The sequence below is a fragment of the Bordetella petrii genome, from assembly GCF_017356245.1.
Taxonomy (GTDB): Bacteria; Pseudomonadota; Gammaproteobacteria; order Burkholderiales; family Burkholderiaceae_B; genus Bordetella_A; species Bordetella_A petrii_D.
In genome coordinates this window covers 18846-39835 of record NZ_JAFMZZ010000004.1, presented here as the reverse complement: position 1 = coordinate 39835, position 20990 = coordinate 18846, and the positions used below count along the sequence as shown (strand labels likewise).

At 61.2% G+C, this 20990-nt stretch carries 15 protein-coding genes and 1 tRNA gene; 14 read left to right on the top strand and 2 right to left on the bottom strand.

All coding sequences use genetic code 11. From position 1 onward, the window contains the following. Window positions 1–6: 6 nt before the first annotated feature. The 14 genes from ispE to J2P76_RS18260 all read left to right on the top strand — a co-directional run bounded on the left by ispE (window position 7) and on the right by J2P76_RS18260 (window position 17978). A complete protein-coding gene (gene ispE, locus J2P76_RS18325) occupies window positions 7–924 on the top strand; it encodes a 4-(cytidine 5'-diphospho)-2-C-methyl-D-erythritol kinase (RefSeq protein ID WP_207409291.1) in 918 nt (305 codons plus the stop codon). Window position 925: 1 nt separating this feature from the next. Beyond that, a tRNA-Gln gene (locus tag J2P76_RS18320) sits at window positions 926–1002 on the top strand. 130 nt (window positions 1003–1132) lie between these two features. Then, the gene (locus J2P76_RS18315) at window positions 1133–2083 is read left to right on the top strand and encodes a ribose-phosphate pyrophosphokinase (RefSeq protein ID WP_006227587.1); all 951 of its coding nucleotides are present in this window, start codon (window positions 1133–1135) and stop codon (window positions 2081–2083) included. 135 nt (window positions 2084–2218) lie between these two features. Continuing rightward, the gene (locus J2P76_RS18310) at window positions 2219–2842 is read left to right on the top strand and encodes a 50S ribosomal protein L25/general stress protein Ctc (protein ID WP_207409290.1); all 624 of its coding nucleotides are present in this window, start codon (window positions 2219–2221) and stop codon (window positions 2840–2842) included. Window positions 2843–2935: 93 nt separating this feature from the next. Continuing rightward, complete coding sequence (gene pth / locus J2P76_RS18305) at window positions 2936–3532, top strand: aminoacyl-tRNA hydrolase (RefSeq protein WP_207409289.1); 597 nt, start codon at window positions 2936–2938, stop codon at window positions 3530–3532. A 5-nt stretch (window positions 3533–3537) separates the two neighbouring features. Next, entirely contained in the window at window positions 3538–4293 is a 756-nt protein-coding gene (locus tag J2P76_RS18300; RefSeq protein ID WP_207409288.1) for a CPBP family intramembrane glutamic endopeptidase, read from the top strand. 66 nt (window positions 4294–4359) lie between these two features. Next, window positions 4360–5451: a redox-regulated ATPase YchF gene (gene ychF, locus J2P76_RS18295; RefSeq protein WP_207409287.1), complete on the top strand. Its 1092-nt coding sequence runs from the start codon at window positions 4360–4362 to the stop codon at window positions 5449–5451. A gap of 196 nt (window positions 5452–5647) precedes the next feature. Continuing rightward, window positions 5648–6847 (top strand): tyrosine-type recombinase/integrase, encoded by a 1200-nt coding sequence (locus J2P76_RS18290; RefSeq protein ID WP_207409286.1) that lies wholly within the window; start codon window positions 5648–5650, stop codon window positions 6845–6847. A gap of 335 nt (window positions 6848–7182) precedes the next feature. Then, window positions 7183–8229 (top strand): Fic family protein, encoded by a 1047-nt coding sequence (locus J2P76_RS18285; protein WP_207409285.1) that lies wholly within the window; start codon window positions 7183–7185, stop codon window positions 8227–8229. Between the two features lie 146 nt (window positions 8230–8375). Next, window positions 8376–11480: a BPTD_3080 family restriction endonuclease gene (locus J2P76_RS18280; protein ID WP_431603425.1), complete on the top strand. Its 3105-nt coding sequence runs from the start codon at window positions 8376–8378 to the stop codon at window positions 11478–11480. A gap of 1 nt (window position 11481) precedes the next feature. Next, complete coding sequence (locus J2P76_RS18275) at window positions 11482–14388, top strand: site-specific DNA-methyltransferase (protein WP_207409284.1); 2907 nt, start codon at window positions 11482–11484, stop codon at window positions 14386–14388. Between the two features lie 14 nt (window positions 14389–14402). Then, window positions 14403–15506, top strand: a complete 1104-nt coding sequence (locus J2P76_RS18270) for a hypothetical protein (RefSeq protein ID WP_207409283.1) — start codon at window positions 14403–14405, stop codon at window positions 15504–15506. Then, window positions 15503–15877 carry a hypothetical protein gene (locus J2P76_RS18265; protein WP_207409282.1) on the top strand — a complete coding sequence of 125 codons (375 nt, stop codon included), beginning with the start codon at window positions 15503–15505 and terminating at the stop codon, window positions 15875–15877. The genes J2P76_RS18270 and J2P76_RS18265 overlap by 4 nt, the downstream gene beginning before the upstream one ends. A gap of 22 nt (window positions 15878–15899) precedes the next feature. After that, entirely contained in the window at window positions 15900–17978 is a 2079-nt protein-coding gene (locus J2P76_RS18260; RefSeq protein ID WP_207409281.1) for a UvrD-helicase domain-containing protein, read from the top strand. A gap of 78 nt (window positions 17979–18056) precedes the next feature. Here the strand turns inward: J2P76_RS18260 and J2P76_RS18255 are convergent, their stop codons facing one another. Together J2P76_RS18255 and J2P76_RS18250 are read right to left on the bottom strand one after the other, a co-directional pair. Then, on the bottom strand, window positions 18057–18920 hold the full coding sequence (locus tag J2P76_RS18255; protein ID WP_207409280.1) for a phage integrase N-terminal domain-containing protein: 864 nt from the start codon (window positions 18918–18920) through the stop codon (window positions 18057–18059). A gap of 601 nt (window positions 18921–19521) precedes the next feature. Then, complete coding sequence (locus J2P76_RS18250) at window positions 19522–20679, bottom strand: STY4528 family pathogenicity island replication protein (protein WP_242697609.1); 1158 nt, start codon at window positions 20677–20679, stop codon at window positions 19522–19524. Between the last annotated feature and the right edge of the window lie 311 nt (window positions 20680–20990).

Genomic DNA, 20990 nt, shown 5'->3' with positions numbered 1-20990 from the left:
CCGGCCATGCTGTACGACGTTGCCGCGCCGGCCAAGCTGAACCTGTTCCTGCACGTGGTGGGGCGCCGGCCCGACGGCTACCACCTGCTGCAAACCGTGTTCCGCTTCATCGACCTGTGCGACACCCTGCATTTCGAGGCGCGCGCCGATGGCCGCATCGAGCGCGCCGCCGACCTGCCCGGCGTGCCGCCCGAACACGACCTGACCCTGCGCGCGGCGCGCGCCCTGCAGCAGGCCACCGGCGCCCGGCAGGGCGCCGTCATCACCCTGGAAAAACGCATTCCGCAGGGCGGCGGGCTGGGCGGCGGATCCAGCGACGCCGCCTCCACCCTGATCGCGCTGAACCGCCTGTGGGGCACCGGACTGTCGCGCCGCGAACTGATGGCGCTGGCGCTGCCGCTGGGGGCCGACGTGCCGGTGTTCGTGTTCGGCCAGCCGGCCTTCGCCGAAGGCGTGGGCGAGCTGCTGGCGCCGCTGGACCTGGCGCCCGCGGCCTACCTGGTCACCCAGCCCGACGCCAGCGTGCCCACGGCCGGCATTTTTGCCGACCCAGATTTGACACGGGACACACCTTCAGTCACAATAGCCGACTTTCTTGCTTCGCAAGGTTCTGGCGCAAAGCGCGGCCAGGGGCTTTTTGGCAGAAACGACTTGGAACCGGTGGTCTACCGGCGCTACCCTGAAGTTCTACGGGCTGCGCAGTGGCTGTCGGGGCGTGGCATACACGCCCGCATGTCGGGGTCTGGCGCGTGTTTGTTCGCCCAGTACGCCACCATGCAGCAGGCCGTTTTGGCGCAGCAGGAAATTACCGCTACAATGCGCGTCGCCGGTGAAACTACCGGCCACACGCAGCCAGGGTTCCGGTTAGTGCGGGCATGTCCCGGGTTGGCCGAGCATCCGTTGCGGAACTGGATCGCAAGATAGTTGGGGAGTCGCCAAGCTGGTTAAGGCACCGGATTTTGATTCCGGCATGCGAAGGTTCGAATCCTTCCTCCCCAGCCACCAAATATCAATAAAAAAGCTGTTGAACGCGCCTGTCAGACACTGGCCACGGTTCAGCAGCTTTTTTTATTTGCCGGTTTTCCGGCTGCAGCACACGTTCGCGTCCTAAACGACCATCGCAGCTTCCATCATGGCAAACGACAGCTTCATGATCTTCACGGGTACGGCCAACACGCGCCTGGCCGTGGATGTAGTCAACCACCTCGACATGTCCCTGGGCAAGATGACGGTTGGCCGTTTCTCCGATGGCGAAGTCATGGTCGAGATCAACGAGAACGTGCGCGGCAAAGACGTTTTCGTGCTGCAGCCCACCTGTGCGCCCACCAACGACAACCTGATGGAAATCATGGTGATGGTCGACGCCCTGCGCCGCGCCTCGGCGGGCCGCATCACCGCCGCCATCCCGTATTTCGGCTATGCCCGCCAGGACCGCCGCCCGCGTTCGGCGCGCGTGGCCATCTCGGCCAAGGTCGTGGCCAACATGCTGCAGGTGGCCGGGGTCGACCGCGTGCTTACCATGGACCTGCACGCCGACCAGATCCAGGGTTTCTTCGACATCCCGGTCGACAACATCTACGCCGGGCCGATCTTGCTGGGCGACATCTGGCGCCGCAACTTCTCGAACCTGGTGGTCGTGTCGCCCGACATCGGCGGCGTGGTGCGCGCCCGCGCGCTGGCCAAGCAGCTCGAGGCCGACCTGGCCATCATCGACAAGCGCCGCCCGCGCGCCAATGTGTCCGAAGTCATGAACATCATCGGCGAAGTCGACGGCCGCACCTGCATCATCATGGACGACATGGTCGACACCGCCGGCACGCTGTGCAAGGCGGCGCAGGCCCTGAAAGACCGCGGCGCCGGCGCCGTTTACGCCTATTGCACGCACCCCGTGCTGTCGGGCGGCGCCATCGACCGCATCGAAGCGTCGGAACTCGACGAACTCGTCGTCACCGACACCATCCCGCTGTCCGAGCAAGGCCAGGCCAGCGGTAAAATCCGCCAGCTGTCGTGCGCGGCACTGCTGGGCGAGACCATTCTGCGCATTTCCAACGCCGAATCGGTCAGCTCGCTGTTCGTCGACTGAACCCGGCGCCAGCCCGAATTTCCGTATTTGCCTGCCTGCTGGTCGCGGCAGACGGGCGAACAACACGGTGCGCATGTCGCGCGCCGTGCCACTTAACCGGCAGCCTTGCGGCTGCCAGATTGTCTGGAGTCATCCATGAAATTCAATGCCACTGCGCGTAGCGTCCAGGGTTCGAGTGCGAGCCGCCGCCTGCGCCGCGCGGGCCGCGTTCCCGCCATCGTTTATGGCGGTACGGCTGCCCCCCTGAACATCGACCTCGACCACAACGAGATCTACCACGCCCTGCGCAAGGAAGAATTCCACGCCTCGATCCTGCAGATGCAGCTCGACGGCAAGGAAGAAGCCGTGCTGCTGCGTTCGGTTCAATGGCACGCCTACAAGCCGCAAGTCCTGCACGTGGACTTCCAGCGCGTCGACGCCAACCAGGCCCTGCACACCAAGGTGCCCCTGCACTTCATCAACGGCGAAAACTCGCCCGCGGTCAAGCTCAGCAGCGCCGTCATCAGCCACGTGGTCACCGAGCTGGAAATCACCTGCCTGCCGGCCGCGCTGCCCCAGTTCATCGAAGTCGACCTGGGCAATCTGCTGGGCGGCGGCTCGGTGCACCTGTCGGATGTCAAGCTGCCCAAGGGCGTCACCTATGTGGCCCACGGCAGCGAGGCCGACCCGGTGCTGGCTTCGGCCCTGGTCAAGGGCGGCGGTGCCGCCGCCGCTGACGACGAAGGCGACGCCCCGGCCGCGGAAACCCCCGCTGCCTAAGCCCGCGGCGCCCGATTCCCATCGGGGCCACGTCGAAACCCTGCGCGTGCGGCTTGCATGCGCAGGGTTTTTTGTGTTTTAAACATGCCCATCATGTCTACTGCCATCCGCCTGATCGCGGGCCTGGGCAACCCAGGGCCCGACTACGAAACCACCCGCCACAACGCCGGCTTCTGGCTGGCCGACCACCTGGCCGACGACCTGCGCGCCACGTTCGCGCTGGAAAAAAGCTTTTTCGGCATGGTGGCCAAGGCGCGGCATGCGGGCGACAGCGTGCTGCTGGTCAAGCCCATTACCTATATGAACCGTTCCGGCCAGGCCGTGGGCGCGCTGGCGCGCTTCTACAAGCTGGCGCCCGAGCAGGTGCTGGTGTTGCACGATGAGCTGGACCTGCTGCCCGGCCAGGTCAAGCTGAAGCAGGGCGGCGGGCATGCCGGCCACAATGGCCTGAAAGACATCCAGGCCGCGCTGGGCAGCCCCAATTTCTGGCGCCTGCGCATCGGCATCGGCCACCCCCGCACGCTGGGCCTGGCCCAGCAGGTGGCCGACTTCGTGCTGCACCCGCCGCGCCGCGACGAGCAGCCCGCCATCGACGAGGTCATCCACCGCTGCCGCGCCGTGGTGCCGGCCATGCTGGACGGCGACTTCGCCCTGGCCACGCGCCAGCTGCACAGCGGCAACGGGGCCTGACCCGCATGCCCACGGCATCGGCGGCCAAGCTGCGTTTCCGGGACGAACTGGCCGATTTCTGGCGCTTTCTGTTCGCCCCGGACCTGCGCCGCCTGCCCGGCCGGCGCTCGCGCAGCGGGCTGCGCAACGACTGGCTGCCCGATGTGCCGCTGCGCCGGCTGCTGGCGTGGGCGGCCGTGCTGTGGGGCCTGAACTTCTTCGCGCTGGGGCCTATTGCGGTAACCGCGGCCGGCGCCGGCGGCGCCGTGCACCGCATGGATCCGTCCGCCATTCCCTGGCTGACCGCGGTGCTGTGGGCGCCGCTGATCGAAGAAATGCTGTTCCGCTACGGCCTGCGCCGCCCCAGGCAGGCCCTGTGGGTGTGCCCGGCCATTTTGCCGCCGCTGCTGTGGGGCGTGCACGGCTGGACGCTGGCGTGGGCGGCCGCGGTGGTGCTGCTGGCCTGCTTGCCGCTGCGGCGCGCCCGGGTGGCGCGCGTGCACTGGCAGATGGGCTGGCGCCGCCATTACCTGATGCACTTCGGCCGGGTCTACCACCTGTCGTCGCTGGCCTTCGCGGTGGTGCACCTGAACAATTTCGAACTGGCCGGCACGGCCTACTGGATGCTGCCCCTGCTGATATTGCCGCAGTGGGCCACCGGCCTGGTGCTGGGCTGGATCCGCGTGCGGCGCGGCATCGGCGCGTCCATGGCGCTGCACAGCCTTTTCAATGCCGGCCCCATGCTGCTGATCATGGCGGTGCTGGCGCTGGGGCAGGGCTGATCCGGGCCAGAGGCCCGGGCCGGCCCGGGCGGCTACAATCCCCGTCTTGATTACTGAGGAATTTCCATGGCTCTGCAATGCGGCATCGTCGGCCTGCCGAACGTGGGCAAATCGACGCTTTTCAACGCCCTGACCCGCGCGGGCATCGCGGCGGAAAACTACCCCTTCTGCACCATCGAACCCAACGTGGGCGTGGTGGAAGTGCCCGATCCGCGCCTGCAGAAGCTGGCCGATATTGTCTCGCCCGAGCGCATCCTGCCGGCCACGGTGGAATTCGTGGACATCGCCGGCCTGGTGGCCGGCGCCAGCCAGGGCGAAGGCCTGGGCAACCAGTTCCTGTCGCACATCCGCGAAACCGACGCCATCGTCAACGTGGTGCGCTGCTTCGAAGACCCCAACGTCATCCACGTGGCCGGCAAGGTCGATCCCATCGCCGACATCGAAGTCATCGAAACCGAACTGGCGCTGGCCGACCTGCAGACCGCCGAAAAAGCCCTGCACCGCCATTCCAAGACCGCCCGTTCGGGCGACAAGGAAGCCCAGCGCCTGGTGGCCGCGCTGGAAAAATGCATTGCGGCGCTCAACCAGGCCAAGCCGGTGCGGTCCATCGACCTTAGCGATGAAGAAAGCGCGCTGATCAAGCAACTGTGCTTCATCACCGCCAAGCCCGCCATGTACGTGGGCAACGTCAGCGACGACGGCTTCACCGACAACCCGCTGCTGGACCGCCTGACCGAATTCGCGGCCTCGCGCAACGCGCCGGTAGTGGCCATTTGCGCCGCCATCGAATCGGAAATCGTCGACCTGCCCGACGAAGACCGCCAGGCCTTCCTGGCCGACATGGGCATGGACGAACCCGGCCTGAACCGCCTGATCCGCGCCGCCTTCAAGCTGCTGGGCCTGCAGACGTATTTCACCGCGGGCGTGAAAGAAGTGCGCGCCTGGACGGTTCCCATCGGCGCCACCGCGCCGCAGGCCGCCGGCGTCATCCATACCGACTTCGAACGCGGCTTTATTCGCGCGCAGACCATTGCTTTCGATGATTACATTGCCTGCAAGGGTGAGCAGGGCGCGAAAGAAGCGGGGAAGATGCGGGCGGAAGGCAAGGAGTATGTGGTGCAGGATGGGGACGTGATGAACTTTTTGTTTAACGTCTGACGGTTTTTGCTGGATCTCGGTGGCGTTCAGTAGCGCTTGGTGGACAGGCTAGCCCATTTGAAATCAATGGGTTGCATAAAAAATACGGTCTGCTGGGCGTTCCTATTGTTCATCGAGGTCCAGAAAATTCGGGGGTAGCGTTGGGGGTACTCGTGTTCAACCGTGGGGGTACATCTCCCCGCAGTGGAGTCCAACGATGCCCGAAAATCTACTCACCGACCTCAAAGTCAGGTCGGCCAAATCGACTGATCGAGATTGGAAACTTTCAGACGGCGGGGGCCTGTTCCTGCTGATCAAGCCTACCGGCGGCAAGCTCTGGCGGTGGAAGTACCGCCTGCAAGGCAAGGAGAACCTCTTTGCCATTGGCAGCTTTCCTCAAGTAAGCCTCGCGGAGGCGCGTGCGGCCCGCGAGAAGGCGCGTGCCTTGGTCAAGCAAGGCATCCATCCTGCTCATGAGCGGCAACAGATCAAGCAGCGCAACCTGGAAGTGCTGGAGGAACGCAAACGCGTCCGTGAAAGCTCGTTCGCCAAGGTGGCGCAGGCTTACCTGGCGGAGATCAAGCCTGTCTTTGCGCTCAGTTCCTACCGGACGAAAGAATCGAGGATCAGGAAGTACCTGTCGCCGAAGTTTGATGGGTTGCCGATGAGCGACATTGGCGTGAAGCAGATTCGCCCATTGCTGGAGGAGTGCAAGGCCCATGGCGCGTGGGCGGCCATCCATGTCAAAGGCGATCTTTCAGCCATCTTCGAATTCGCGGTGGTGCGTGGGCTGGTCGAGGCAAATCCAATCCCCAGCCTGCGCGGGCTGCTGCGCGTGCCGTTCAGCGAGAGCAAGGCGGCGATGACGCGAGAGCAAATCCAGAAGTTCTATCAGGAGTTGCGCGGCTACCGGGGCTATCCGGAAACCTCGCTATGCCTGCGGTTGATTGCGCTGACCGCCTGCCGTCCAGGGGAAGCGGCGGATGCCGAGTGGGATGAGTTCGACTTTGAGGATGCACTGTGGCGTCGGCCTGCGGTAAAGATGAAAGCGCGACGTGACCATGTCAGCCCGTTGTCGGCGCAGGCTATTGCCGTGCTGAAGGATTTGCAGTGCATCACGGGTGGTGGGCGCTATCTGTTCCCACACCGGAGCGGCAAGGGCTTCACCACGCCCAATCGGTTGCGAGATATGAACCTGGGCCGGGGCACGACGCCGCATTGCTGGCGGACGACCTTTTCGACCTGGGCCAACGAGACCGGATACCGGCCTGATGCAATTGAACGGCAGCTTGCCCACGTGGAAAGCAACAAGGTGCGGGCGACGTACAACAAGGCGCTGCTGCTGGATCAGAGAAGGACGCTGTTGCAGGACTGGGCGGACTATCTGAGTGCTGCGGAGGGCAGCGGCACAGCATAGAGACGGTTTGGCCGGGTATCGCAGCAGCGCGTGGGCAGAACGGCCTTTTCCTTTTCTGGATAGGGCCGTTGTCCCTTGAGTGCCGTTCCCTTGCCATTTGTCTTTGCCCTGAGTTGGGCCTGGAAATGGGGTGAACAATGGGAAAAATAGGGTAATTTTGAAATTATTACCCTTTTTCAGGCATTTCCTTCCTGGTCGGCCATGCCGGCCCCTTGCGACCGGGCCTACGTTCAGGAAATGGGGTAATCAAACACCTTTAATGAGGCATTTTTAGAGACAGTGCCCCATTTAATGGCTATGATTACCCCATTTAGATAGCCTGGGTTTACATTTTCATGCACTCGCTCACACCCGAGTACCTTGCCGCGCTTCGCTTCGATGGCACTCAGGCCGCCACGTTGCGCACACTGGGCGAGTATCAGGGTAAGCAGCAACTCTACGCCGCACAGTCGCCCGAAGCCCTTAAGGGCCTGCGCCAGATCGCGGTGGTGGAGTCCACCGAGTCGTCCAACCGGCTGGAAGGTGTTGTCGTCGCGCCCTCGCGCTTGAAGTCCCTGGTCATCCGCAACGCAACGCCAAAGAGCCGTTCCGAACAGGAGATCGCCGGCTACCGTGATGCCCTGGCGCTGATCCACGAGTCCGCTGCGCACATGCCCTTCAACGAAGGTGTGGTGCTGCAACTGCACACCCTGCTGTACCGCTACATGCCGCAGACGGGCGGGCGCTGGAAGGCTACCAACAACGACATCATCGAACGCCATCCTGACGGCACGTCGCGTCTGCGCTTCCAGCCAGTGGCTGCGCACCTGACACTGATGGCAATGGCCGATCTGACCGGCCGCTACGCCACCGCCCTGGACCAGCACCTGGCCGACCCTCTGGTACTGGTGCCGCTGGCGATGCTCGACTTCCTGTGCATCCATCCCTTCCCGGACGGCAACGGCCGCATGTCCCGCTTGCTGACCTTGCTGCTGCTCTACCACTTCGACTATGCCGTGGGTCGCTACATCAGCTTGGAACGCATCTTCGAGGACACCAAGGAAGGTTATTACGAGACGCTGGAAGCCAGTTCGCAGGGCTGGCACCAGGGGCAGCACGACGTAAAGCCCTGGCTCGACTACTTCTGGGGCGCCTTGCTACGGGCCTACCGTGAGTTCGAGGAGCGTGTCGGCACCATCGAGCGTGGCCGTGGCAGTAAAGGTGATCGGGTGCGTGCGGAAGTCCTGGGACGTACCCTGCCGTTTTCGATTTCCGAAATCGAAGAAGCCTGCCCGGGCGTAAGCAGGGACATGGTGCGGCTAGTGCTGCGGGCGATGAAATCAGAGGGGTTGATCGAATCGACTGGCAAGGGGCGAGGTGCGAAATGGATCAGGCGAGCGTAAGGGAAGCACGATGGAACTGATCGACAACATCAGCCGCTTGTTGGGTGATGACCTCAAGCAAGTAGTTCGGCCAGGGGCACGGCTGCAGATCGGAGACTTGTGCTTCGACCGGCCCCGAAACAGCCAAAAAATCAGGGGGCAAAGAAGTGAGTGACCAGTTTTTCAACCAGCCAATCCTCAATTCGCCTTACGGCTACCCGTCGCGGCACTGGGAGCTGGATGACAGCGGACAACCTACGCAGCAAATCGTCGAGTCACGCCGAGCGTCCAGCTTCATCAGTCCGATTCCAAAGCCCCGCCGGCACCGCGGCGAGCAGGCTACTCTGACGCTGGATGAAGTCGAGAACCTGGCTGACGACGGGCAGCGTTACCGCCACTCTGAACTGATCAATTCGGTGCGGCGCGAGGTCGATGCGTGGCGTCGCTTGCCGCCGACGCAGTGGCGTGTCACCCCCGAAACGGCCCGTCTGCTGGAGCACTGGCGCAACCACAAGTTCGTTGGGGTGCGCCCCTTCTTCTGCCAGGTAGAAGCTGCCGAAACCGCGATCTGGCTGACCGAGGTCGTCCCGCAGCTCGGCAAAAGTGGGGAACGCTTTCTCGATCACCTGAAGAAAGTCAGCAACGATGCCAACCCCGGCCTGATGCGCCTGGCACTGAAGCTGGCCACCGGCGCAGGAAAGACCACAGTCATGGCCATGCTCATCGCTTGGCAGACGGTCAATGCCGTGCGCCATCCGCAGAGCAAGAAATTCACCAGAGGCTTCCTGCTGGTCGCCCCTGGCCTGACCATCAAGGATCGCCTGCGCGTGCTGCTGCCCAATGATGCGGACAGCTATTACGCCAGCCGCGAGATCGTGCCCCGCGACATGCTGGCGGATCTGGACAAGGCCAAGATTGTCATCACCAACTACCACGCCTTCAAGCTGCGCGAACGCATGGAATTGTCCAAGGGCGGCCGTCGCTTGCTGCAAGGCCGCACCGGCAGCGAGCTGGACACGCTGGAAACCGAGGGGCAGATGCTCCAGCGGGTCATGCCGGAATTGATGGGGTTGAAGAACATCCTCGCCATCAACGACGAGGCGCACCATTGCTATCGTGAAAAGCCCGCTTCCGACGGCGATTTCATCGACGATAAGGGCAATCCCCTGACCGGCGATGACCTCAAAGCCGCCAAGGAACACGTCAAGGACGAGAACGAAGCCGCGCGCCTGTGGATTTCCGGCCTCGAAGCCGTGAACCACAAGCTGGGCCTGCAACAGGTCATCGACCTCTCGGCCACGCCATTCTTCCTGGCCGGTTCCGGCTACGTGGAAGGCACCTTGTTCCCGTGGACGATGAGTGACTTCTCGTTGATGGATGCCATCGAGTGCGGCATCGTCAAGTTGCCGCGTGTGCCGATTGCACAGAACCTGCCCGGCGACTTCGACATGCCGATGTTCCGCGATCTGTGGAAGCACATAGGCAAGAAGATGCCCAAGAAGGGGCGCGGCAAGGGTGCACAGGCTGATCCAGAAGACATTCCGCAATTGCTGAAAAGCGCGCTGGACGCGCTTTACGGCCACTACCTCAAAACCTACGAAGCTTGGAAGCAGGCCGGCATCAAGGTGCCGCCGTGCTTCATCGTGGTGTGCAACAACACCGCCACCTCCAAGCTGGTGTTCGATTACATTTCCGGCTTTGATCGTCTCAATGACGATGGCAACGTCAGCTACCAGGCTGGCCGACTGGAACTGTTCCGCAATTACGACGAGCACGGTGAGCCGCTGGCGCGCCCAAATACTCTGCTGATCGACAGCGAACAGCTCGAATCCGGCGAGGCGCTGGACGACAACTTCCGGGGTATGGCCGCCGACGAGATCGAGCGTTTCAAGCGCGAAATCATCGAGCGCACTGGTGACCGCAGACAGGCCGAGAACCTGAGTGACAGCGAATTGCTGCGCGAAGTGATGAACACCGTTGGCAAGCAGGGCCGCCTGGGCGAGAAAATCCGGTGCGTCGTGTCGGTGTCCATGCTCACCGAAGGCTGGGATGCCAATACCGTTACCCACGTCCTCGGTGTGCGTGCGTTCGGCACCCAGTTGCTTTGCGAACAGGTGATTGGCCGAGCTCTGCGCCGCCAGTCCTATGAATTGAACGAGCAGGGATTGTTCGACGTGGAATATGCCGACGTGTTCGGCATTCCCTTCGACTTCACTGCCAAGCCGGTAGTTGCCACCCCGCCCAAGCCGCGCGAAACCGTCACCGTCAAGGCACTGCGCCCGGAACGCGACTCTCTGGAAATCCGATTTCCGCGCGTGCAGGGCTATCGTGTCGAACTGCCGGAGGAAAGGCTGGAAGCCGCCTTTGGCATCGACGATCATTTGACATTGACGCCAGAGCAAGTCGGCCCCACGGAAACCCGCAACGCCGGCATTATCGGCGAAGCGGTGGAACTGAACCTCAAGCACCTAGGCGACGTGCGCCAGTCCACGCTGCTGATGGAGCTGACCAAGCACCTGCTGTTCGAGCACTGGCGCGACCAAGGCCAGGATGCACCGATCGCCCTGTTCGGCCAGCTTAAGCGCATCGTGCGTGAGTGGCTGGAGGAGTGTCTGGAATGTAAGGGTGGCACCTATCCGGCGCAGTTGATGCACCGTGAACTGGCCGACCTGGCCTGCCAAAAGATTACTCGCGGCATCGTCAAGCGCGAACTAGAGAAAGGCCGGCAGGTCAAGGCCATCCTCGACCCATTCAACCCCACCGGCAGCACCGCGCACGTGCGCTTCAACACTTCTCGCGAAGACCGTTGGGAAACCCTTGGGCCGCCGCCCAAGAACCAGGTCAACTGGGTGATTCTGGACAGCGGCTGGGAATCCGAATTCTGCCGCGTCGCCGAGTCGCACCCCAGTGTGCTGGCCTATACCAAGAACCACAACCTCGGCCTGGAAGTGCCCTACCGCTTCGGCTCGGCCAACCGCATCTACATCCCGGACTTCATCGTGCAAGTGGACAATGGTCACGGCAAGAGCGACCCGCTGAACCTGATCGTCGAGATCAAGGGCTACCGGCGCGAGGATGCGAAGGAAAAAAAGTCCACCATGGACACCTACTGGATTCCCGGCGTGAACCACCTCGGCACCCACGGCCGCTGGGCCTTTGCCGAGTTTGGCGATGTGTACGAAATGCAGGACGACTTTGCCAAAGAGGTCGAAGCAAAGTTCAACCAAATGATTGAAACGGCTGCACCTGCACCGGGAAACAAGGAACACTGAGATGGCAACCAAGAAAACCCAGAAGCCCGGCAAGAGCATCGAGCAGATCACGCACACCGAGGCCAAACGCAAGAACATTCCGACGGTGGAGCACCAGTCGGTGATGCAGCACCACGAGCAAGCGCCGGTGCAGGTGGCCTACCCACGCGCCAATCGGCAATGGCTGGAGGAACTGTGCGCGCTGCACGACGCCGGCAAAGCATCCCCGGAATTCCAGCAGCGGCTCAATCGCGACCTGGACCCGCAACTCATCTGGCGCGGCAAGGATCAGCAGGACTGGTCAGATCTGGTCGTCAATGCGCCGCCGCTCTACATCCAGGAGAAGGTCAAGCCCAAGGCGCTGATCGACGACCTGCGCCGCCAGACCGAGGAGCGCCGCGAAGCCGCCGCGCCACAGCAGGACACGCTGGACCTGTTCGGCGACTTCAACGGCCTGCCCGAAGGCGCGGACCGCACCGAGTTCTACCAGCACGAAGGCCACTGGCAGAACCGCATGATCCTGGGCGATTCCTTGCAGGTGATGGCGAGTCTCGCCGAGCGCGAAGGGCTGCGCGGCAAGGTGCAGTGCATCTATTTCGATCCGCCCTACGGCATCAAATTCAACAGCAATTTCCAGTGGTCAACCACCAGCCGCGACGTGAAGGACGGCAACGCCGACCACATCACCCGCGAGCCGGAGCAGGTGAAGGCCTTCCGCGATACTTGGCGCGACGGAATTCATTCATACCTGACCTATCTGCGCGATCGGCTGATGGTGGCGCGGGATTTGTTAACGGAATCTGGATCAATCTTTGTGCAGATTGGCGATGAAAACGTGCATCGCGTGCGGGCTTTGCTGGATGAAGTTTTTGGTGATGAGAATTTCGTTTCGCAAATTAACTTCCAATCAATGACGCCGCTCGAATCGGGTCAGATTGAGTCAGTTTTTGACCATATTCTTTGGTATGCGCGAAATAAGTCTGCGATCAAATATCGCAACCTATTTAGAGAAAAGCAGTTTGATGGAAACCCGGAATTCAAGTTCAAGAAAACAGATTTTGGTTTTGAAGAAGTTGATCCAAACAAACTTGATGTCAAGAACTCTTCAGGCGTCTTTAAGCGATCCGTATTGGAGTCGTCAGGGTTCACCCCATCGTGCATGTTTGAGCATAGGTTTGAAGGGAAGCCATTCATTCCTCGCGGCAAAAAGAGTTGGCGAACCAATCCTGCAGGTATGAGGCGCCTTGAACAAGCTGATCGCCTGTTCGTACGAGGCATAAAGCTCTACTTCAAGTTGTATTACGACGACTTCTCGAAGATGAGCTTTTTGAACACATGGCCTGATACTGTTGCTGGCTTCGGTGACACGAAAACGTATGTTGTTCAGACACACCCGAAGTTGATTCAGCGTTGTTTGCTGATGGCATCCGATCCTGGCGACTTGGTGCTTGATCCGACTTGCGGTTCCGGCACGACGGCCTATGTCGCCGAACAATGGGGCCGCCGCTGGATCACCATCGACACCAGCCGCGTCGCGCTGGCGCTGGCCCGCGCCCGCATCATGGGCGCGCGCTATCCGTATTACCTGCTGGCCGATTCCCGCGAGGGCCAGTTGAAGGAAGCCGAGATCACCCGCGGCGCACTGTCCAGCCAGCCCACCTGGGGCAATATCGCTCACGGCTTCGTCTATGAGCGCGTGCCGCACATCACGCTCAAATCCATCGCCAACAACGCCGAAATCGAAGTCATCTGGGACAAGTTCCAGACCGTGCTGGAGCCGCTGCGCGAAGCGCTGAACAAGGCGCTCGGCAAACAGTGGCAGGAATGGGAAATCCCGCACGAAGCCGATGCCAAGTGGAGCGATTCTGCGAAAAAGCTGCACGCCGACTGGTGGCAGCAACGCATTGCCCGCCAAAAGGACATCGACGCCTCTATCGCCGCCAAGGCCGAGTTCGAGTACGTCTACGACAAACCCTACGAGGACAAGAAGAAGGTGCGCGTGGCCGGCCCCTTCACCGTCGAATCACTCAGCCCGCACCGCGTACTGGGCGTGGACGAGGAAGACAACCTGATCGACCATGTGGCTGAGACCCAGGCCGAATACGGCCAGGACTTCGCCAGCCTGATCCTGGCCAACCTGCGCACCGCCGGTGTGCAGCAGGCGCACAAGGCCGACAAGATCGAATTCACCTCACTTGAACCGTGGCCGGGCGACTTGATCTGCGCCGAAGGCCGTTATCTGGAAAACGGACAGGTGAAGCGAGCAGGTATCCTGGTCGGCCCGGAATTCGGCACCGTCACCCGCGCTGACCTGGTCGATGCCGCCCGTGAAGCCGGCGATGCCAACTTCGATGTGCTCATCGCCTGCGCCTTCAACTACGACGCACCAGCCAGCGAGTTCAGCAAGCTAGGTCGCATCAACGTGCTCAAGGCACGCATGAACGCTGACCTGCACATGGCCGAAGACCTGAAGAACACCGGCAAGGGCAACCTGTTCGTCATCTTCGGCGAGCCGGACGTGGACGTGCTGGACACGCAAGGCCGCAGCATCCGCAGATACGATGGCAAGCGTGACGTCATTGAGGTGCCTGCCGATGGGCAATTGGTGGTCAGGATCAACGGCGTGGACGTGTTCCACCCCAGCACCGGCGAAGTCCGTAGCGACGGCGCGGACGGCATCGCCTGCTGGTTCCTGGACACCGACTACAACGAGGAGTCCTTCTTCGTCCGTCATGCCTACTTCCTCGGTGCGAACGACCCGTACAAGGCGCTGAAGACCACCCTCAAGGCCGAAATCGACCCTGACGCCTGGGCAACCCTCAATAGCGATATCTCACGCCCGTTCCCAAAACCGAGCAATGGCCGGTTTGCGGTGAAGGTGATCAATCACCTGGGGGATGAGGTGATGAAGGTTTTCAGGGTAAGCTAGGGGAGCGAGGACATATGAAGATCGACTTCTCCCAACCCAGATTTACCGGCGCACGTTTTGACGAGCACACCCTGCCCGTCGATGTGGCCCGTGACCTTGCTGCTTATGAACGCTTGATTGTCGAGCTAGCCAAGCACCTATATCTATTAGAGCACCCGGAAAGGCAGCGAGTGCCCAAGGGATTTGAAGCTGGTTTCCGTTTGGACATCGAACGCATTGATGCGGGTAGCGCCAAGCCGATGTTAGCTCTAGTCATGGCCGGCGCGCTAGCCCTGCAAGGTGGCGAAAAGGATTACTTCGAGCGTGCCCGTGACTTGGTGGCAGAGTGCATCGCCGCGCCGATTGTGGCATTGCCGGAAGCGTTTCCGAAGGAGTTGTTGGGCCACTTCAATCAGTTCGGTCGTTCCTTGCGTGCCGATGAGGCTTTGGAGTTACCGGTTCAAGGGGATGGAAATCCGGCCCGGCTGACACAAGAAAAGCGCAAGCAACTGGTGTTGGCCGCTGACCAGGTCTATGAGCGAGAAATTTCGCTTAACGGCTACATCGAAGAGGTAGATTTCGCCAAATCCTCATTTCGTCTGAAACCGGCAGACAATAGTCCAGCCGTAGTTATTCCCATGCCAGATTCGTTTCACAACATGGCTCGCACCTATGGCGGTCGCCAGCGCCATCAGATTAGCGTGGTGGGCGTAGGTGCCTATGACTCTTACGAACGTCTGCAGAAAGTAATTTCTATCGAGTCACTGGAAGTCACCAAGAACTACGCCATATTGGCGCGGTTCGACGAAATCTCCCTGCTCGAAAATGGCTGGTTCGAGGGAGATGGGCTGGCACCAGATGCCGACAGGCTGTCTCGTGTTTCTGAAAAACTGATCGCTGATTACCCGGATAAATTACCCATACCCCTCATTGTTCCAAAGCAGGATGGCAATCTATTGCTCGAATGGAAAGTCGAAGGTGACCCATCGCTGGACATCGACTTGACCAATTTGCAAGCCAGTTACCATGCGTTCGGAGCTAATGACGAGGACATGGAGAGAGACTTCGATTTGGATACTGTCGGCTGGCAATCCCTGTTCGCGTTCTTGAATGACAACATCAAGGTGCAGCAGGCATGAACGATCAGACTTTGTTGCTGCGCCAAGTGCATCCGAATTTTGCTCCCGATGGCGAGGTTTCCAGTCAGGCTTTTTTCCCCTTCCCGAAGGATGACGGAAAGCTGTCTGTTTACGATGGTGATCAGACTACCGCAGAGGCATCGCATCAGCACTACACCGTGGATCTCGGTTTGGAATCCGTTGGTGTATGGGCTGTCAGTGGAGCGGAGACCGTATCGGTTGGTTTGCTGCATCAGCCCGATCCCATCGCCGGGAACACAGCGCACGCGATCGTTAATTTTGGCGCGTTCTCAGAAAAGGAGTGTCGGAAGCTGGCGAAGAAGCTGAAGAAATTTGCGGTGGATCGCGGTAGTCAGTACCGCGCAGCGTAATTGCCATCGTTGAGAGGAACTGATGGAATTCCGCATCGCCGACACCTTTACCACCAGCCTTGCGCGCCTGACCGGCGATGAGCAGAAGGCCGCCAAGACCACCGCCTTCGATTTGCAGGTGGACCCGACTGGCAACGGCATGAGCTTCCACAAGCTCGACAGAGCCAAAGACCCGAACTTCTGGTCGGTGCGTGTCAGCCGCGATATTCGCCTGATCGTCCACAAAACCGCTGGCAGTCTGCTGCTCTGCTATGTCGATCACCACGACAAGGCCTATCAGTGGGCCGAGCGGCGCAAGCTGGAAGTACATCCGACCACCGGCGCAGCGCAGCTTGTCGAGGTCCGCGAGCGTGTCGAGGAAATCCTCGTTCCGAAGTACGTCGAGGACAGCCGACCGGCCACAGGGCAGAAGCCGAAACTGTTCGCGAAATATGGCGACTCCCAACTGCTGGCCTATGGCGTGCCGCAGGAGTGGCTGGCCGATGTGAAGGCTGCCGACGAGGATTCACTGCTGGAGCTGGCTGACCATTTGCCCGGCGAAGCGGCTGAAGCCTTGCTCGAACTGGCGACCGGCGGCACGCCGGCGTTGCCGGAAGTGGCAGGCAAGGGGGCGGACCCATTCCTGCACCCGGACGCGCAACGCCGGTTCCGCGTCATGTCCGATATGGACGAATTGGCCCGTGCCCTGGAATACCCGTGGGACAAGTGGACGGTGTTCCTCCATCCGGCGCAGCGTCAGCTGGTCGAGCGCCATTACAACGGTGCGGCGCGTGTGTCTGGCTCGGCGGGCACGGGCAAGTCCGTGGTTGCCTTGCACCGGGCTGTGCATCTGGCGCACCAGGACGAAGATGCGCGCGTTCTGCTTTCCACGTTTTCGGATACATTGGCCAATGCCTTGCGCGGCAATCTGTATCGGTTGATCTGGAACACTCCCAAGCTCGGCGAACGTATCGACGTGGCCGCTATGGATGCTCTTGGCATCCGCTTGTATGCGGCGGAACTCGGTAAACCGGTATTCGCCAGCCGTGAGGAAATTTCCACGTTGTTGAAGGCCGCCGCCACGCAGGTCGATGGCCTGAAGGCCAACGCTGCATTTTTGCTGTCCGAATGGGAAGATGTGGTGGACACTTGGCAAGTGGAAAGCTGGGAGGCTTACCGCGATGCCAAGCGGCTGGGTCGCAAGACACGTCTGCCGGAGGCGCAGCGCGCCTTGTATTGGCAGGTGTTCGCCAAGGTGAAGGCGCAATTGAAGCAGGCCGGCAAGATCACTGCGGCAGAGATGTTCGCCAAGCTGGCTGAGACCATATCCAACCGCAAGCATCCGATATTCGATTACATCGTGGTGGACGAGGCGCAGGACATCGGCGTGCAGCAATTGCGCTTCCTGGCGGCGATTGCCGGCAACCGCGCCAACGCACTGTTCTTTGCTGGCGATCTGGGCCAACGCATCTTCCAGACGCCGTTCTCGTGGAAGTCTTTGGGTGTGGATGTACGTGGTCGCTCGCGAACGCTCAATATCAACTACCGTACCTCGCACCAGATCCGCTTGCAGGCCGACCGTTTGCTCGGTCCCGAGGTATCCGATGTGGACGGAAACGTCGAAAGCCGCAAGGGTACGATTTCTGTATTCAATGGGCCAGAACCGACCATCTGTAGCTACGCCGATGTCGATGCGGAAAGCCAGGCCGTCGGCGTATGGTTGCAGCAAAGCAGTGCCAGCGATGTGCTGCCGGAGGAAATCGGCGTCTTCGTCCGATCCGACAGCGAACTGTCCCGCGCGCAGATGGCAGTCAAGGTCGCAGGTTTGCGGGGGCGTGTGCTCGGCAAGGACATGGCAACGGAAGAGGGCTTCGTCAGTATCACCACCATGCACTTAGCCAAGGGCATGGAATTCCGCGTGGTTGCGGTCATGGCCTGCGATGATGAAATCATCCCTTCACAGGTGCGCATCGACACTGCTGCTGACGAGGCCGAACTGACCGAAATCTATAACACCGAACGCCAGTTGCTGTACGTGGCTTGCACCCGTGCCCGCGACCAACTGCATGTGTCAGCAGTAAAACCTGAGTCGGAATTTCTGGAGGACTTACTGCAGAAGTAGCCCCACGCGTCTTGGATGAGTCTGGTGGTGACAGCGTGCCTTGGCTGTGTCGCCCCAAGTACTTGCGCAGCGTGCGACTTAGCTTCCGAGATAGACCGCTGTCACCTTCACCCGCTCGTGCCCAAGTTCATGACTGATCTGTTGCCGGACGTGTCGGTCGGCCAGACGCTGTGATAGGTCGAGTTGAGCCGTGCCCGGTCCACCGGCTGCCGGTGACTTCCACCCCGTCAATGTTTCATATCGCATCTGTGCATACCGATGCCGCAGCCCATGCATATTGCTCAAGCCCGCCGCCTTGCACTGTCCATCGTAGACGTGCCGTTGCTGGATGTAGGTCTTGTTTGCCGGGATCAATGATCCTGCGCCCGCTAGACGGTGTGCAGCCTGGAGCGCATCGCGTTGCTCTGTTGTTGTGATGGGCACAGTTCGCTCCCGACCGCCCTTGGTCCACGATCCCTTGAGGGCGATGTAGTCACCCCGATCCGCGTAACTAGGCTGGAACTTGATCGCTTCCTCCCGGCGCAATCCGAAGGCGGCCTGTAGCTGGAGGCTCATGCGCACGTGGACATCGGTGATCTGTTCAAGATCTGCGCCCAGTTCCTGGGCCTTGCTGATGTTGGTCACATAGCGGCGCTCGGCCACGCCAAGCTGCGAGTTGTCCGCCGGTAGGATGCCGGCCTTGCCGATCTTTTCGGCCCACCAGCGCAGGTGAGAGAGCCGATTCTTGATGGTGCCGGACGATAAACCTTCGCCTTGCCAGCGTTCCAGTAGCGCCTGGACGTGCTTGCCCTTGAGAGACGAAGCTTTCATCTGCCGGAAACCGGCCTCGCGCAGTTGCCGCGCGGCCAGCGACAGCGAACGCATCCGGTCAGCCTGCGTGTTGTGACTGCCGTCACGGTTGCGTTGGCAAAGCTGCCGCAGGGTATAGGTCAAGTCGTCCATCTTCCGGCCTCCAGGCAAAGCGCCGTGCTGCGTTGTCCTGAAAATCAATGGTTAGTGTTGGTGCCAACTCGCTGAGGCGAGATCCCGTGAGGGCAAGGGCATGGTGTTCAGGAGACACCAGAGCCTCGAATGAGGCGTCCGTCTTGCTCCCTGCTGGAAGCCCGGACGGAGGTACTGCAAGACGAAAGTGATGTGAACGTGGACGAGTCCTCCTATGAAGTAAGTGGGATGAGAAATGCAGCGGCAGCCCCGTGCGTTGCGCACAGGCAATTGCCGCAAAGGACAGTGCGCCAGGCGGCGCGATAGGGATGAATTCAAACAGACGAAGAAGGCTCCGCCCTGGGTAGGGCCGGTATGCGGTCAGAGCCTGGGCATACCTGGGGTGGCTCCACCCTGTAGGGCCAGCGCTTGCAGGAACCTGCGCTGTTGGGGGTGCCGATGTACGAAGCCCATCGGTCTTGGCAACTGCCCGGTCAGTGTAGGGCGGACATCATCATGTATGCCGCACTCAATTGGAACTGGCTTTCGCCCGCATTGTTTGCGGTGTTGCGCGGGGCGTCACTGCGGCGTGCAGTGACGCCCCGTTTCGCGGCAGCATTTACTACGCAGGATGCGGCTGCCATCCCCTGGCCTGCATTGCCTGTGCTGCGATGTCCCCAGCGTTCGTCGGGGCATTCAGCATCTTGCGGATGTTGGCGATGTGCGCCAGGGCGGTTTCACGCGATGCCGGTGGCGCAGTCGGTTCTGGGCGGTGTTTGGTGCGTGGCACACCGGCAGGCCGATTTTCGACAGGCCGTGGGGTGGCAGATGTCTCCTTGCGACCTGCCCACAAGCGGAACTCGCCCGCAAAAACGCGCTTCACCAAGGCGAAGAAGTAGGCCACGACATTGCGCACGGTGCCGCTCTGGCTGCGTGCCTGCAACTCGTCGAGTACTTCCTGGCGATGCTGCGGCGGCAGCCGCCGCAAGGCGGCCTGCACGTCCTTTTGCTGGTCTGCCTGGGCATTGCGCAGGCAAGGCGGCAAGCTCACCGGCCGCGATGCGGGATCGCTGTTTTCTTCGCGCGCGCGGTACGTACGTTCTTTTTTATACATATACGTCTTATACGTACTGCCCTGCTCAGCCGTCATGTGGCGAGCGTGTCCGGTCTGTTGCGGAACAAGCGTGCTGCCAGCGGAATTGCCAGACAATGGCAGTGGGTCGGCTGCCTCGCTCGCCGGCGACGGCGGCGTGGGGGGCAAATCATCGTCATCGTGACGCTGATCGTGGGTCGCGATGGAGGCAGCTTCAGGTGCCTGTGCCAGCGTTGCCCGAATGTGGACAGCCACCCGATCTACCTGGTTGTTCTCGTGGCCGATGGATGCTTGCAGAAGCGCGGACAGACTGGCATCGAGCTCGCAGGCCTGTTGGAAGTGCAGGGCGCTTTCGTGAACCTGATACAGCTCGCTGAGCACATGGCCGGTGAGAGGATCGCGTTGCTGGCCCACCAGACTGATCCACCCCGTCAGTCGAAGCACGACGAGAACACGCCAGGCCGTCTCGTACCCGGCCCGCTGGCCCAGCGGGGTAGAGGTGAGATAGCGGCGCAACTGCCCCAGATTCGCCAGCGGGCTGATACCCTCCGCAGAGCGCAGCATCCGCAGCACCTGCCAGCCATTGCGCTCCAGCGGCGTGAGGCGAGCATCGAGCATGAGCGATGCCGGCGTGGCGAACAGGGCGTCTTGCCCAGGCGGGTTGTGGCGGGTGTGGTGGTCTGCCATGAGAGTTCTCCGAGGTCTGGGCCACAGCGGCCCGTTCCCCTGCATCTCATCGCGTACCGTTCCAGGCGTCAGCCAACAATGCGGTCTGCGCCATACCCGTTTTATTTGGCAGGCGCAGCGCTGGCATCGGCATCCAGACTGATCTATCATCCCGATACCCCCTTGGGGGTACAACTGGGGGTACTTCCAGCGATTCCCGCAAAGGCCGTGGCCCGATTTCCCCGCGAAACCTAGTGTCCACAAGCCTTTGCCAACCGATCAACGTTTAAACGTGTGATCAACGTCTGATTGCCATGTCGCCAGGTGTCTGA